At 71.4% G+C, this 14,721-nt stretch carries 13 protein-coding genes and 3 tRNA genes; 11 read left to right on the top strand and 5 right to left on the bottom strand.

Features of this window, described 5'->3' with window-relative positions:
* Positions 1-4 precede the first annotated feature (4 nt).
* Positions 5-77: transfer RNA gene (locus IEX42_RS08645), tRNA-Lys, on the top strand.
* A 19-nt stretch (positions 78-96) separates the two neighbouring features.
* On the opposite strand, the gene IEX42_RS08650 is transcribed toward IEX42_RS08645, so the two are convergent.
* Positions 97-1,299, bottom strand: coding sequence for an AI-2E family transporter (locus tag IEX42_RS08650; RefSeq protein ID WP_188779413.1), 1,203 nt, complete (start codon positions 1,297-1,299; stop codon positions 97-99).
* A gap of 61 nt (positions 1,300-1,360) precedes the next feature.
* Between IEX42_RS08650 and IEX42_RS08655 the strand changes: the two genes are divergently transcribed.
* Positions 1,361-2,944: an adenylate/guanylate cyclase domain-containing protein gene (locus IEX42_RS08655; protein WP_229660722.1), complete on the top strand. Its 1,584-nt coding sequence runs from the start codon at positions 1,361-1,363 to the stop codon at positions 2,942-2,944.
* On the top strand, positions 2,944-3,258 hold the full coding sequence (locus IEX42_RS08660; protein WP_188779414.1) for a hypothetical protein: 315 nt from the start codon (positions 2,944-2,946) through the stop codon (positions 3,256-3,258). The genes IEX42_RS08655 and IEX42_RS08660 overlap by 1 nt, the downstream gene beginning before the upstream one ends.
* Before the next feature lie 12 nt (positions 3,259-3,270).
* On the opposite strand, the gene IEX42_RS08665 is transcribed toward IEX42_RS08660, so the two are convergent.
* From IEX42_RS08665 to IEX42_RS08675, 3 genes are all read right to left on the bottom strand, one after another.
* Positions 3,271-4,737, bottom strand: a complete 1,467-nt coding sequence (locus tag IEX42_RS08665; protein WP_188779415.1) for an NAD(P)/FAD-dependent oxidoreductase — start codon at positions 4,735-4,737, stop codon at positions 3,271-3,273.
* 176 nt (positions 4,738-4,913) lie between these two features.
* Positions 4,914-4,990, bottom strand: a tRNA-Asp gene (locus IEX42_RS08670).
* A gap of 112 nt (positions 4,991-5,102) precedes the next feature.
* Positions 5,103-5,450: a metallopeptidase family protein gene (locus tag IEX42_RS08675; RefSeq protein ID WP_229660723.1), complete on the bottom strand. Its 348-nt coding sequence runs from the start codon at positions 5,448-5,450 to the stop codon at positions 5,103-5,105.
* A 67-nt stretch (positions 5,451-5,517) separates the two neighbouring features.
* On the opposite strand from IEX42_RS08675, the gene IEX42_RS08680 reads away from it, so the two are divergent.
* Positions 5,518-5,590 (top strand) — tRNA-Glu (locus tag IEX42_RS08680).
* A 4-nt stretch (positions 5,591-5,594) separates the two neighbouring features.
* Here IEX42_RS08680 and IEX42_RS08685 read toward each other — a convergent pair.
* Positions 5,595-6,395 carry an IclR family transcriptional regulator gene (locus IEX42_RS08685; protein ID WP_188779416.1) on the bottom strand — a complete coding sequence of 267 codons (801 nt, stop codon included), beginning with the start codon at positions 6,393-6,395 and terminating at the stop codon, positions 5,595-5,597.
* 102 nt (positions 6,396-6,497) lie between these two features.
* Here IEX42_RS08685 and IEX42_RS08690 point away from each other — a divergent pair, with 102 nt between their 5' ends.
* Genes IEX42_RS08690 through IEX42_RS08720 form a run of 7 tightly spaced genes read left to right on the top strand, consistent with a single transcriptional unit; the run spans position 6,498 to position 14,721 of the window.
* Complete coding sequence (locus IEX42_RS08690; protein WP_229660724.1) at positions 6,498-8,042, top strand: ABC transporter substrate-binding protein; 1,545 nt, start codon at positions 6,498-6,500, stop codon at positions 8,040-8,042.
* Positions 8,039-9,106, top strand: coding sequence for an ABC transporter permease (locus IEX42_RS08695; RefSeq protein ID WP_229660725.1), 1,068 nt, complete (start codon positions 8,039-8,041; stop codon positions 9,104-9,106). Before IEX42_RS08690 ends, IEX42_RS08695 begins: the two co-directional genes overlap by 4 nt.
* The gene (locus IEX42_RS08700; RefSeq protein ID WP_188779417.1) at positions 9,103-9,945 is read left to right on the top strand and encodes an ABC transporter permease; all 843 of its coding nucleotides are present in this window, start codon (positions 9,103-9,105) and stop codon (positions 9,943-9,945) included. The genes IEX42_RS08695 and IEX42_RS08700 overlap by 4 nt, the downstream gene beginning before the upstream one ends.
* A gap of 1 nt (position 9,946) precedes the next feature.
* Positions 9,947-11,752, top strand: coding sequence for an ABC transporter ATP-binding protein (locus tag IEX42_RS08705; RefSeq protein ID WP_188779418.1), 1,806 nt, complete (start codon positions 9,947-9,949; stop codon positions 11,750-11,752).
* On the top strand, positions 11,745-12,890 hold the full coding sequence (locus IEX42_RS08710; protein ID WP_188779419.1) for a serine hydrolase domain-containing protein: 1,146 nt from the start codon (positions 11,745-11,747) through the stop codon (positions 12,888-12,890). Before IEX42_RS08705 ends, IEX42_RS08710 begins: the two co-directional genes overlap by 8 nt.
* Entirely contained in the window at positions 12,887-13,786 is a 900-nt protein-coding gene (locus tag IEX42_RS08715) for a beta-keto acid cleavage family enzyme (protein ID WP_229660726.1), read from the top strand. The genes IEX42_RS08710 and IEX42_RS08715 overlap by 4 nt, the downstream gene beginning before the upstream one ends.
* On the top strand, positions 13,783-14,721 hold the full coding sequence (locus tag IEX42_RS08720) for a 3-hydroxyacyl-CoA dehydrogenase NAD-binding domain-containing protein (RefSeq protein WP_188779420.1): 939 nt from the start codon (positions 13,783-13,785) through the stop codon (positions 14,719-14,721). Before IEX42_RS08715 ends, IEX42_RS08720 begins: the two co-directional genes overlap by 4 nt.

Raw genomic sequence — 14,721 nt, forward strand, 5'->3', positions numbered from 1 at the left:
CCACGGGCCTCTAGCTCAATCGGCAGAGCAGCGGACTTTTAATCCGCGGGTTGTGGGTTCGATCCCCACGGGGCCCACCCGTACGCCTGAGGACGGTCAGCCCTCGGGCGGCCGAGCCTCGTCGTCCGGGGCCGAGGACGCCTCGTCCGGCGCCTCGTCAGACGGCTCGTCAGACGGCTCGGCGGCAGGCGGTCCTCCCCCGGCGGCGACGAGCTGCTCGTCGACGTAGCGGTAGATCACGGCGCCGACCGCGGTGAACGGGACGGAGAGGAACGCCCCGACGACGCCGAAGAGCGTCGATCCCAGCGTCACGGCGAGCAGGACGACGCCGGCGTGCAGGTTCATCGTCCGGCCTTGCAGGATCGGCGAGAGGATGTTGCCCTCGACCTGCTGCACGACGATGATCAGGACCAGGATGATGATCGCGGCGGAAAGGCCGTTGCTGACGAGGGCCACGAGGACCGCGAGAGCGCCGACGGTGAACGCGCCCACGATCGGGACGAAGCCGCCGAAGAACGTGAGCACCGCGAGCGGCAGTGCCAAGGGGATGCCGACGATGACCAGGCCTGCTCCGATGAAGACGGCGTCGATCAGTCCGACGAGTGCCTGGGTACGGATGAAGGCGGCCAGCACCTTCCACGCCCGCCGGCCGACCTCGTGCAGGTGGGCACCGGCCCTCGGGCCGGCCTGACGCTCGAGCCACGGCAGGAACGTGTGCCCGTCCTTGAGGAAGAAGAAGACGAGGAACAGGCAGATCACCAGCGTGATCACCCCGGAGGTGACCGCGTTGACACCGACGAGAAGACCTGCCGCGATCGACGCTGCAGAGTCCTGCAGACGCTTCTGGACCTCGTCGACGAGGTCCTCGAACTGGCTCTGGGTGATGTCCAGCGGCGTCGAGGCCAGCCAGTCCTCGACCTTCTCCAGGCCGTCCGAGGCCTGGTTGGCGACCGCACCGACCTGGTCGACGACCGACGGGGCGAGCAGCGAAAAGACGAGGACGAGCAGCGCCAGCGCGCCCAGGAGAGTGGTGATCGCGCTCAGCGCCCGCGGGAAGCGCAGGTAGCGCTCGAGCACCCGTGCCACCGGTGAGAGGATCGTGGTCACGATCAGCGCCAGCACGACCGGCAGGACGATGCTCCACAACCTGCCGATCCCGAGGCCGAGCACCACCAGACCCGCGGCGACGACCAGCAGGCGCAGCGTCCAGCGCGAGGCCACCGTGAGGCCGTTCTCGATCAGCCGCTCACGAGTCGGAACAGCACGCTCGGCGCCGGAAGAAGTGCTGGGGTCGCTCACCGACGTCACGCTACCGGGCATCTCGGCTGGAGATCCGCCTCGGACCTGCGACGATGTCGCGGTGGCGACCACGACCGAGGAGTCCGCGGAGGAGGGCGGGACCGCCAGGACCCCCTTCGGCTCGCTGCTGCTCGGCGGGTCCGAGCAGAGCCCGATGCAGCTGCGCGTACGCCTGCAGACGCTCCTCACCGTGCTGCTGTCCACCACCAACGCGATCGGTGCCGGCATCGTCTTCGTCATGGCGACCCTCGTCGTGCCCGCTCCGCGCGCCTCGGACGCGACCACGCTGGCGCTGGCGATCGCCGTGCCCGTGTACGTGGTGCTCGCCGTCGGCGCGGGCGCCGTGTGGGGCACCCGCGCCGGGCTGAGATCGCTGCGCTGGGTGATCGACCAGCGTCGTCCCGACGAGGCCGAGCGCCGAACCGCGCTGCGGCTGCCGTGGCGGCTGACCCGGATCCAGGCGGCGTTCTGGACCGCGGCCGTCGTGCTCTTCACCGCCCTCAACCTGCTCATCCAGCCCGCGCGCGCCCTCAGCTCGGGCGTCTCGATCGCCATCGCGGGTCTGATGGTGTCCGCAACGGCGTACCTGCTCTCGGAGTTCGCCTTCCGCCCGATCGCCGCGCTCGCGCTGGCCGACCACTCGCCCTCCGCGACGACCGGCTTCGGCATCCGTCAGCGGATGATCCTGTTCTGGGGCCTCGGCACGGCCGCACCCGTCGTCGGCCTGCTCGCCACCGCGGTGCTGGCGCTGGGCGGCCAGGACGTGACCGTGCGCCGGCTCTCGGTGACGATCCTGTCCCTCGGCGGCGTGGTGCTGGTCTTCGGCCTGCTGATCACCTACCTGAACAGCCGCGCCGTGGTCGAGCCGATCCTCTCGGTGCGCGACGCGCTGCTCAAGGTCGACGACGGTGACCTCGACGCACAGGTCGCGGTGTACGACGGCACCGAGCTCGGCATGCTCCAGTCCGGGTTCAACCAGACGGTCGCCGGGCTGCGCGAGCGCGAGCGGCTGCGCGACCTGTTCGGGCGCCACGTCGGGCGCGACGTCGCCGCGCAGGCCGCGCAGCTCGCCGATGTCGAGCTGGGCGGCGAGGCGCGCACCGTGTCGGTCCTGTTCGTCGACCTCGTCGGCTCGACCGGCTTCGCCGCCGAGCGCGACCCGGGCGAGGTCGTCGAGATGCTGAACCGGTTCTTCGGCGTCGTCGTGCAGGAGGTCGACCGGCACGAGGGCCTGGTCAACAAGTTCATCGGCGACGCCGTGCTCGCCGTCTTCGGCGCCCCGGTCGAGCTCGACGACCACGCGAGCGCCGCTCTCGCGGCGGCTCGCGCGATGGCTCGCCGGCTGCGCGAGGAGGTCACCGAGATCGGGTGCGGCATCGGGGTGGCCACCGGCGAGGCGGTGGCGGGCAACGTCGGCGACGAGTCGCGCTTCGAGTACACCGTCATCGGTGACGCCGTGAACTCCGCCTCCCGGCTGACCGACCTCGCCAAGGACGTGCCCGGCGGGGTGCTGGCCGCACGGGTCAGCGTGGACGCGGCCACGCAGGACGAGGCGTCGCACTGGAGCGACCACGAGCCGGTCACGCTGCGCGGGCGCAACGAGCCCACCGAGACCTCGGTGCTGGCCGATCCCGAGGAGGACTGATGGACCCCGCCGAGGCGAGCAGCCGCGGGAAGGGCCTGCTGCTGGGCTCGTTCCTGCTGATCGTCGGCGGCCTGCTCGCGCTGTACGGCGTGATGTACGACCCGGTCGACGCCGTCGACCCCAGCGGGCTCACGGGGACCCTCGAGGTCACCGACGGCCGGCGCGACCTGTTCGCCCTGATCGCCCTGGTCGGCGTTGTGCTTGGGGCGTGGGCGTCGTACCTCTACCGCGGCAGCGTCGCGATGCAGGTGATGTGCGGAGTGGTCGTGGTGGCCAGCGCCTTCAACCTGGTGGGGATCCTGCCGTACTTCTGAGTGCCGAGGGGCTCAGACGGTCTGCTTGCCGCGCTCCCCGGAGTCGGTCAGCCGGGTCTCCTCCGCCGCGCGCGACTCCAGGTCCTCGCGGGTCACCCGGAGCAGGTCCTCGGCCGCCTCGTGCGCCCCGGGCGCGCTGACCAGGTCGTTGGCGCCTCCCTTGAGCCGCTTGATCGCCGCCCGCGCGAAGATCTGCTGCTCGGTGGAGGTGCGCTCGGCGCGGCCCCGGCCGAGGAAGCTGATCAGCCAGTGGCCGAGCGCGGTGAGCCGGTTCTTGAAGCCGGTCATGTAGACCAGGTGCACGGCCAGCCACATCACCCAGGCGATGAAGCCCGTGAGCTTGAACTTCCCGATGCTCGCCACCGCGCGGAACCGGCTGATGGTGGCCATCGAGCCCTTGTCGAAGTACTTGAACGGCTGCCCGGCCTCCTTGCCGTCCAGGCCGTGCTTGATCTGCTTCGCGGCGTGCTTGGCGCCCTGGATCGCCACCTGGGCGACACCCGGCAGGTGGTCCAGCGCGATCATGTCGCCGACGACGAAGACCTCGGGGTGCCCGGGCAGGGTCAGGTCGGGGTTGACCCCGATCCGGCCGGCGCGGTCCAGAGAGGCGCCGGACTGCTCCGCGAGCGTCCTGCCCAGCGGGCTGGCCTGCACGCCGGCGGCCCAGATCTTGGTGACCGCGGCGATCGAGCGCTCGCTGCCGTCCTTGTCCTTGACGGTCAGACCGCGCTCGGAGACGTCGGTGACCATCGCACCGAGCTGGACCTCGACCCCGAGCTTCTCGAGCTCCTTCTTGCTCTTCTCCCCCAGCTTCTCCCCGAACGGCGGGAGCACCTGCGGGGCCGCGTCCATCAGGATCACCCGCGCCTCGCGACTGTTGATGGAGTGGAAGTCGCGCTTGAGCGTGCGGTGGGCGAGCTCGGCGATCTGGCCGGCCATCTCCACACCCGTCGGGCCGGCGCCCACGACGACGAAGGTCAGCAGGTGGTCGACGTTCTCGCCCTTGGAGGCCAGCACCTCGGCCATCTCGAAGGCGCCGAAGATCCGCCCGCGCAGCTCCAGCGCGTCGTCGATGCTCTTCATGCCGGGGGCGAACTCGGCGAACTGGTCGTTGCCGAAGTACGACTGCCCCGCACCCGCCGCGACCAGCAGCGAGTCGTACGAGGTCACGCTGCGGCGGCCGAGCAGCTGGTGGGTGACGGTCTTGGCGTCGAGGTCGATGTCGGTGACCTCGCCCAGCAGCACCTGCACGTTCTTCTGACGGGAGAGGACCTCGCGCGTCGGCGGGGCGATCTCGCCCTCGGAGAGGATGCCGGTCGCCACCTGGTAGAGCAGCGGCTGGAAGAGGTGGTGGCTGGTGGCTGCGATCATCGTGACCTCGATGTCGCTGCGGTCCAGGGCCTGGGTGCCGAACAGGCCACCGAACCCGGAGCCGATGACGACCACCTTGTGCTTGTGCTGCGACCCGGCCTCGTTCACGACCGATCCCGACCTCTCTGGTGTGACATGAGGGCAACCCTCTTCGATCGCTCCAAGACTCCCACCGCAGGGCCGGTTCGGACCAGCCGGGCCCCGAGCTTGTGCACGGAATCACAAGATGAGAACAGGTCCGGACGGACGAGCACCCCGGACCCATGAGGATCCGGGGTGTCGGCTGGCGACCCCGACGGGACTCGAACCCGCGGCCTCCGCCGTGACAGGGCGGCGCGCTAACCAACTGCGCTACGGGGCCTTGGATGGTGCAGCCCCAGAAGGCTAACCCACGGCGGCGGCGGAGCACGAATCGGCGCCGGCGCTCGCAGCACCGCCGCTGCCCGGCCCCGTGCGCCGACCCGGCGCGGGCCTCATCCCCAGCCCCAGGCGTGCAGTGACGCGTCGTCGATCCCGAAGTGGTGGGCGACCTCGTGGACCACGGTGATCCCGATCTCCTCGACCAGCTCGTCGGCGTCCGTGCACATCGCCAGCAGCGGCCCGCGGAACAGCAGGATCCGGTCCGGCACCGCGAACGTGTACGTCGAGTCGCGCTCGGTCAGGGGCACGCCGTCGTACAGGCCGAGCAGGTCGGGCTCGTCGGCGGGCGCGTTCTCCTCGACGAGCACGACGACGTTGTCCATCAGCCGGGCGAGCTCGGACGGGATGGTGTCCAGCGCGTCCACCACCAGAGCCTCGAACTCCTCCGCGGTGGCCTCCACGCTCCCGATCCAACCAGCCGCCCGGTCACCTATGCTGGCTCAGGCCGCGGACCCGATCCCCGGCCGGGCCCCCATCGTCTAGCGGCCCAGGACCCCGCCCTTTCACGGCGGTAGCACGGGTTCGAATCCCGTTGGGGGTACCGCTCAGCGCCAGGACAGGCTGCGCGCCGCGTCCTGCGTCAGCGCGCCCAGTGCCTCGAAGCGCGCGGGACTGACCCGGCCGACGGGCCCCCAGACGCTCAGCACCGCGACAGGGCGCCCCGCGTTGTCCAGCAGCGGCGAGGCGACGCCCCAGACCGCCGCGTCGTACTCCCCTCGGCACTCGGCGAAGCCGCGCTCGCGGACCCGGCCGAGCTCGTCGCGCAGCGCCGACAGGTCGGTGACGGTCGCGTCGTTGAAGCGCACCGGGTCCGACCCCACCAGCGCCGGCACCTCCTCGTCGGGGAGCATCGCGAGGTACGCCTTGCCGGTCGAGGTCGCGTGCAGCGGGGCGGGGTGCCCCAGCCAGGACGCGATGGTGCTGTCGGGCGGGACGACCTCGCCGAGGTAGGTGAGGGTCGAGCCCTGGAGCGCGGCGAACCCTGCGGTCTCACCGGTCTGCAGGCTCAACCGGCTCAGCACCTGGCGGGCGGACCGGGCGAGCGCGTCCAGACCGGCGGCACGAGCGACCCGGACGGCGCCGGCACCGATCGACCACTGGCCGCTGCGAGCATCGCGGGTCACCATGTCGTGGGCCTCGAGCGTGGTCAGGATCCGCCACACCGTCGCCCGGTTGATCCCGGTGCGTTCGCCGAGGATCTGCGCCGTCGCGTCGGTGGCCGAGGACTCCGCGACGGCGGCGAGCAGGACCATCGCACGGTCCACCGACTGCACGTACGAGGTGCGCACCGCGGACGTCGCGACGCCCGAGGCGACCTCCGGCCCTCCCGACAAGGCCTGCGACATCGTTACCCCCACTTGACCCGATCCGCTTGACCGACCCGAGACCTCATCCTAAGTTCGCATGTCAACCGCATCTGTTCGCATGACGAACGCCGAAGGGGCACCATGACCGACCGAGCCAGTTTCAGCCGCCGCCAGCTCTTCCAGCTCGGAGGTCTGACCGCGTCAGCCATCGGAGCCAGCCAGCTGCTCGCCGCCTGTGGAGGCAGCGACGGAGGCAGCGGCTCCGCGGGCGGCGTGCTCATCCACGGCGCCACCGGCGGCAGCACCAAGGACACCCTCGACCCGCACAGCCCGGTCACGGCGCCGGACATCGCCCGCTGCTGCAACCTCTACGAGCCGCTGCTGTTCTGGGACGAGAACTACCAGATCGCCCCCGCTCTCGCGGAGTCGATCGAGCCGTCCGCGGACGCCAAGACCTGGACGGTCAAGCTGCGCCAGGGCGTGACCTTCCACAACGGCAAGTCCGTGACCCCCGAGGACGTGCTGTTCAGCATCAAGCGGGTGGCCGACCCCAAGGCCCCGACCTCCGCCGGCGTCGCGCTCGCGCCGATCATCGACTTCGACGGCACCAAGAAGGTCGACGCCTCCACGCTCACCATCGCGCTGAAGACGCCGTACGCGGTGCTGGACTACCTGCTCGCCGAGTACACGTTCGGCATCATCCCCACCGACTTCGACATCAAGAAGCCGGTCGGCACCGGGCCGTTCTCCTACCAGTCCTTCACGCCCGGGAAGTCCAGCACCTTCGCGAAGTACGCCGACTACTGGGGCGACGTCGCCAAGATCGACCAGCTGCAGATCCAGGACTTCTCCGACGCCAACGCCCAGATCAACGCTCTCCAGGCCGGCCAGGTGCAGACCGTCGACAACCTGCCGTACAACCTGATCGACTCGGTCAAGGGTCAGGGCGGGCAGGTCCTCGAGACCCAGAGCGGCGCCTGGGTGCCGTTCACCATGCGGGTCGACCAGAAGCCGTTCTCCGACAACCGGGTCCGCCAGGCGATGCGCCTGATCGTGGACCGCCAGCAGATGATCGACCAGGCGCTGTCCGGCAAGGGCACGCTCGGCAACGACCTCTACGCCCCCTTCGACGACGCCTACGCCAAGGAGCTGCCGCAGCGCGAGCAGGACGTCGAGCAGGCCCGTTCGCTGCTGAAGTCCGCCGGCGCCGAGGGCCTGCAGGTGCAGCTGTTCACCGGTGACGACATCGGCTCGGTCGCCCCCTCGGCCGCGGCGCTGTTCAAGCAGCAGGCCAAGCAGGCCGGGGTCGACGTCCGGGTGGTCAAGAAGAACCCGTTCTACGGCGACGACTACCTCAAGTACACCTTCGCGCAGGACTTCTGGAACACCCGCAACTACATCCCGCAGGCCGCGGTGTGCGCGCTGAAGAGCGGGACCTACAACGAGACCCACTTCGACAACGCGAAGTTCGCGGGCCTGATCTCCTCGGCCCAGGCGCAGACCGACGACGCCAAGCGCAACTCGCTGCTGCAGGACGCGCAGAAGATCGAGTACGACGAGGGCGGCTACATCATCTGGGGCTTCCGCCGCCAGGTCGACGCGGTCGCCGCCAACGTCAAGGGCGTCAGCACCAGCAAGTACCTCCCGCTGGGGTCCTACCGGTTCAACAAGGCGACGGTTTCTTGACCTCGGCCCAGGGGCTCGGGGGCGCCGAGCAGATCGAGCTCCCCGAGCGCGCCGACGCGCCCGGGGCGGTCGCTCCCCCGCGCGGGCGCTTCGGCGCCCTCGCCTGGGCGCTGTGGCTGGCCCGCCGGCTCGGCCTGGCCGTCCTCACCCTGTGGCTGGTCTCGATCCTCGTCTTCGTGGCGACCGCCGCGCTGGGCGACCCGGTCCGGGCGATCCTCGGTCGGGACTACGCCGCCAACCAGGCCCGGGTGGACCAGCTGAACGGCCTGCTCAACGCCGACCAGCCCCTGGTGCAGCGGTACCTCAACTGGCTCGGCGGGCTGCTCACCGGTGACCTCGGCACGTCGCTGACCGGGCTGCGACCGGTCAGCGAGCTGATCGGCAGCAGCGTGGTCAACACCCTCGGCCTGGTGCTGGTCTCCGCGGTGGTGATGATCCCGGTCTCCTTCGGCGTGGCGATGCTCTCCGCCAACTACCGCCGCCGGCGGCCCGACACGGTGATCCAGACGATCCTCCTCGGCCTGGCCGGCCTCCCGGAGTTCGTCGTCGGCATCCTGCTCGTCGCCCTGCTGTCGACCAGCGTGTTCCACCTGCTCCCCGCGGTGACGATCTCCTCCCCCACCGGCCACCCGTGGGACCAGCCCCGGGCGATGGTGCTCCCGGTGCTGACGCTGGTGCTGGCGGTCTCGCCGTACGTCGCGCGCATCGTGCGCGCCACCCTGCTCGAGGTCCTCGACTCCGACTACGTCGAGCTCGCCCGTCTCAAGGGGATCCCCGAGGGCGTGGTGATGCGCAAGCACGCGCTCCTCAACGCGATCGTCCCGGGCATCCAGGTGATCGCACTGCAGCTGGCGTACCTCGCCGGAGGGATCGTGGTCGTGGAGTCGGTGTTCAACTACCCGGGGATCGGCAAGCAGCTGGTCGACGCCGTCAACGCCCACGACGTGCCGCTCGTGCAGGCGCTGAGCATGATCATCGCCGCGGTGTACGTCGTGGTGAACCTCGTGGCCGACCTGCTCTCGATCCTGTTCACCCCCCGCGCGAGGACGGCGATCTCCTCGTGAGCGCCACCGAGCAGTCCGCCACCACCTCGGCCTGGTCGCGGTTCGTGCACCAGCGCCGCCTGGTCGTCGGCGCCACGATCACCGTGCTCGTGATCCTGCTGGCCCTCGTCGGCCCGCTCCTCGCCCCCCACGGGGAGAACGAGGTGACCGGCCCGCCGTTCAGCGGCACCGGCGTCTTCGGCACCGACTACCTCGGCCAGGACATCTTGTCCCGGCTCCTCTACGGCGGCGGGATCATCCTGCTCATCGCGGTGCTGGGCACCGTGCTGGGCATGGTGCTCGGCGTCCTGATCGGGGTCGTCGCGGCGTACGCCGGCGGCTGGTGGGACGAGGTGATCATGCGGCTCAACGACGTCACGCTGGCCTTCCCGCAGATCCTGCTCGCCCTGGTCATCCTCACCGCCGTCGACCAGCCGAAGACCTGGATGATCGTGGTCCTCATCGGGGTCTCGCACGCCCCCCGGGTCGCCCGGGTGGCCCGGGGCGTCGCGCTCGGCCTGGTCTCGCGCGACTTCGTGCACGCCGCCGAGGCGCTCGGCGAGCGGCGCAGCCGGGTGATCCTCGCCGAGGTGCTGCCCAACATGAACGCACCGCTGCTCGCCGAGGCCGGGCTGCGGCTGACGTACTCGATCGGGCTGGTCGCCGCCCTCGGCTTCCTCGGGTTCTCCACCGACCCCGACAAGGCCAACTGGGGCCAGATGATCAACGAGAACCGGCTGGCGATCTCCACCCAGCCCTGGGCGGTCCTCGCGCCGGTCCTGATCATCGCGATCTTCACGATCGGCACGAACCTGATGGCCGACGGGATCGCCCAGCTCTCCGACCGCGGACGGGACTGACATGACGACCCTGGACACGACACCGCCCCCCGAGGCCGCCGGCGGCGGGATCACCGTCGCCGACCTGCGGATCGGGCTCACCGCGCGACCGGACGTCGACGTCGTCGACGACATCGACCTGGTGCTGCGGCCGGGCGAGGTGGTCGGCCTGGTCGGTGAGTCCGGCTCGGGCAAGACCACGGTGGGGACCTCGCTGCTCGGCTACACCCGGGCCGGAGCGATGATCGAGCGCGGCAAGGTGCTGTTCGAGGACAGCGACGTGCTGGCTCTCCCCTGGCAGCAGGTACGCCGGCTGCGCGGCGAGGAGATCGCGTACGTCCCGCAGGACCCGGCGTCCGCGCTCAACCCGAGCATCCGGATCGGCAGGCAGATCGTCGAGCTGATGGAGCTGCGCGGCCTCGGCACCGCCGAGAGCCGGCTGCAGGGGGCTCGCGACGGTCTGGCCGAGGTGGGTCTCCCGAACGACGACGAGTTCCTGCGGCGCTACGCCCACCAGCTCTCCGGCGGACAGGTGCAGCGCGTCGCCCTGGCGATGGCGTTCCTGCCCAAGCCGAAGGTGCTGGTCCTCGACGAGCCGACCACCGGACTGGACGTCACGACCCAGGGCATGGTGCTGCAGACGATGGGCGAGCTGTGCCGCAGCCACGGGGTCGCGGCGCTCTACGTCACCCACGACCTCGCGGTCGTGGCCAACATCGCCGACCGCGTCGCGGTGATGTACGCCGGCCAGGTCGCGGAGATCGGTGACCGGGACACCATCTTCGCCCACCCCTCGCACCCGTACACCCGGGCTCTGCTGGACTCGATCCCGCACCTGCGGCAGGCACGGGCGCTGAGCGGCATCCCCGGTCGTACCCCCGCGCCGGGCTCCCGCCCGGGCGGCTGCCGCTTCCACGACCGGTGCGCGTTCGCCGTCGAGGCCTGCGCCGAGCAGGAGCCCGAGCTCAGGGAGCGCGGCCCTGGCCACGAGGTGCGCTGCCTGCGGGCCGGCGAGATCGGTGACTGGGACATCTCGCTGGGCACCGTCCCGGACGCCGACCCCCAGCGCGCCCGCGAGGTGATCCTCGACATCGCCGACCTCGGCGTCTCGTACGGCCGCACGCAGGTCGTCTTCGACGTCGGCTTCGACGTGGCGAGGGCCGAGGTGGTCGCGCTGGTCGGCGAGTCCGGCTCGGGCAAGACGACCATCTCGCGCTGCGTCGGCGGCCTGCACAAGGAGTGGACCGGCACCATCGGCTTCGAGGGCCGGCCGCTGGGCCACGGCTCGCGCAAGCGCAGCGCCGCCGACCGCAAGCGGATCCAGTACATCTTCCAGAACCCGTACCTCTCGCTGAACCCGCGCCTCACGGTCGAGCAGATCGTCAAGCGGCCGATGGAGCTGTTCGGCATCGCCTCGGGCACCGAGGCCACGGACCGGGTCGCCGAGCTGCTCGAGCAGGTCGCGCTCGGGCCCGCCGTGATGCGCTACCAGACCAACCGGCTCTCCGGCGGCGAGAGGCAGCGCGTCGCCATCGCCCGTGCGCTGGCCGCCGAGCCCGACCTGCTGGTCTGCGACGAGATCACCTCGGCGCTCGACGTGTCGGTGCAGGGCTCGATCGTCGCGCTGCTCGACGAGCTGCGGCGCACGCGGGGAATCAGCATGCTGTTCGTGACCCACAACCTCGCCCTGGTCCGCTCGATCGCGGCGCGCGTGCAGATCCTCAGCGCCGGCCGCGTCGTGGAGTCCGGCCCGGTCGCCGACGTGATGGACAACCCGCGCGAGGACTACACCCAGCGGCTGCTGGCCAACAGCCCGCGCATTGACTGAGCCGTCCGGTCCGGAGTCCCGCCTCGCGGGGTTGCAGATGGTCAACCCGCACCTCGCCGAGGGGTCGGGCTCGCTGGGGCGGACGTACGTCGACGTGCCCGGGTCGGGCGAGCCGCTGCCGAGCGACCCCGGTCCGCTCGGCGTCGCGATCGACGGCGCCGGGCGGCGGCACGACCTGGCCGGCTGGCTCGCCGCGACGTACGCGACGTCCCTGGTGGTCGTTCGCGGCGGCACCGTCGTGCACGAGTGGTACGCCGACGGCCTCGGCCCCGGCGACCTGTTCCTCGGCGCGTCGATGACCAAGTCGGCGCTGGCGCACCTGGTCGGCGACGCGGTGGCCGCCGGTGACCTCTCGCTCGATGACCCGGTCGTCGACCTGGTCCCGGAGCTGGCCGGCTCCGGCTGGGCGACCTGCACGGTGGCGGACGTCGCCTCGATGACCAGCGGCGTCGACTGGGTGGAGGACCACCGCGACCCCGACGGCCCGGCGAGCCGGCTGGTGGGGGCGTTCGCGGGGTCCGGTGGCTCGTCGCGCGCACTGCTCACCCGCGTCGGGCCCGCGGAGCCGCCCGGCACCCGCTTCGAGTACTGCACCGCCGACTCCCAGGTGCTCGACTGGGTACGGGAGCGGGCCACGGGGCGGACGTACGTCGAGGCGACCGCCGCGATGTGGCGGACCCTGGGCTGCGAGCACGGCGCGGTGGTCGGCACCGACGACGAGGGCGTGGCCATGGCCGGCGGCGCGCTGGCGGCCACCGCCCGGGACTGGGCCAGGGTGGGACTGCACCAGCTCGCCGGCGGGGAGTGGGTCGAGCTGAGCAGCCGCCCTGCGTACCCCTGGCTCCGCCCGGGACGGCTGCCGTCCTCGATCAGTGCGCTGCTCGGCTTCGGCATGCACTGGTGGCCGCTGGACGACGCGGGCCGCCAGGTGACCGCGGACGGCAGCAGGGGCCAGTTCTGCTTCGTCGACCGCGACCGGGAGGTCGTGGTCGTCAAGACCTCGCAGTGGCCGTACGCCGACCCGTGGGCGGACCGCCAGTACCGCGACCTCAGCATCCTCGGGCTCGCCGCGATCGCGGACGCCGACACCGGCACGACCACCAGCAGCACCACCATCGACAGGGAGGAGCCATCGTGAAGAGGACGATCAACCGGAAGGTGATGATCACCTGCGCGCTGACCGGGGCGGGCGACACCGCCGGCCGGTCCGAGCACGTGCCGGTGACGCCGGAGGAGATCGCCGAGTCCGGCATCGCCGCCGCGCGCGCCGGTGCCACGATCATCCACATCCACGTGCGCGACCCGCAGACCAGGCAGGGCTCGCGCGAGGTCGCGCTCTACCGCGAGGTCGTCGAGCGGGTCCGCGCGAGCGGCGTGGACGTCATCGTCAACACCACCGCCGGGATGGGTGGCGACCTGGTGCTCGACCCGGCCGAGCCGACCCGCTTCGTCGAGGGCACCGACCTGGTGCGTGGCTCGGAGCGCCTGGCGCACGTGGAGGAGCTGCTGCCGGAGATCTGCACCCTGGACTGCGGCAGCCTCAACTTCGGCGAGGGCAGCCTGGTCTACGTCTCCACGCCCGACATGCTCCGGGAGGGCGCGAAGAAGATCCAGGAGCTCGGCGTCCGGGTCGAGATGGAGATCTTCGACACCGGGCACCTGTGGTTCGCCCGGCAGCTGGTCGAGGAGGGGCTGATCGACGCGCCACCGATGTTCCAGCTGTGCATGGACATCCCGTACGGCGCACCGGCCGATCCCGCGCTGCTCTCCACGATGGTCGACCAGCTGCCCGAGGGGTCGGTGTGGGCGTCGTTCGCGCTGGGCCGCATGCAGATGCCGTGGGTGGCGCAGTCGGTGCTGCTCGGTGGGCACGTCCGGGTCGGGCTGGAGGACAACCTCTACCTCTCCCGCGGGGTCAAGGCGACCAACGCCCAGCTGGTCGAGCGGGCGCGCACGATCGTCGAGGCGATGGGCTCGCAGGTGGCCACGCCCGAGGAGGGACGCGAGATCCTGGGCCTGGAGTCCCGCGCATGAGGCCCTCGCCGGAGGACGCCCGTACGGTCACCTGCGTCGGCGCCGGCGTCATCGGCGGCGGCTGGGCGGCGTACTTCCTCGCCCACGGGTACGACGTCGTCGCCTGGGATCCCGCACCGGACGCCGAGGCACGGTTGCGCCACCTGGTCGACGCGGCCTGGCCGGCACTCACCGAGCTGGGCCTGGCGGAGGACGCCTCGCGCGACCGGCTGCGCTACGAGCCGGAGCTCGCCGCCGCCGTCGCCGGCGCCGACTTCGTCCAGGAGAGCGCGCCGGAGGACCTCGACCTCAAGGTCCGGCTGCTCGCCGACCTCGACGAGGCGATCCCCGAGGACGTGGTGATCGCCTCCTCGACCTCGGGCTACCCGATGAGCGACATGCAGGTCTCGTGCGAGCGACCCGGCCGCACCGTGGTCGGGCACCCGTTCAACCCGCCGTACCTGATCCCGCTGGTCGAGGTGGTCGGCGGCAAGGCGACCACGGCCGACACCGTGGCCTGGGCGAGCGAGTTCTACCGCCTCGCCGGGAAGTCGGTGATCACGATGGAGGCCGAGGTGCCGGGCTTCATCGCCAACCGCCTGCAGGAGGCGCTGTGGCGCGAGGCGCTGCACATGGTCGCGGCGGGCGAGGCGACGGTCGAGCAGATCGACCAGTCCATCGTCGACGGCCCCGGCCTGCGCTGGCCGGTGATGGGGCCGATGCTCACCTTCCACCTGGCCGGCGGCCAGGGTGGGATGGCGCACATGCTGGACCACTTCGGTCCCTCGTTGCTCGCCCCGTGGACCCGCCTCGTGGCGGCCGAGCTCACGCCCGCGCTGCGTGACGCGGTGGTCGAGGGCTGCGACCGCGAGGCCGACGGACGCAGCGTCGACGACCTCGTGGCCGAGCGGGACGCCGGGGTGATCGCGGTGCTGCGGGCCCTGGGCCGGGTCTGA

It is taken from the genome of Marmoricola endophyticus (assembly GCF_014644415.1).
Taxonomy (GTDB): Bacteria; Actinomycetota; Actinomycetes; order Propionibacteriales; family Nocardioidaceae; genus Marmoricola; species Marmoricola endophyticus.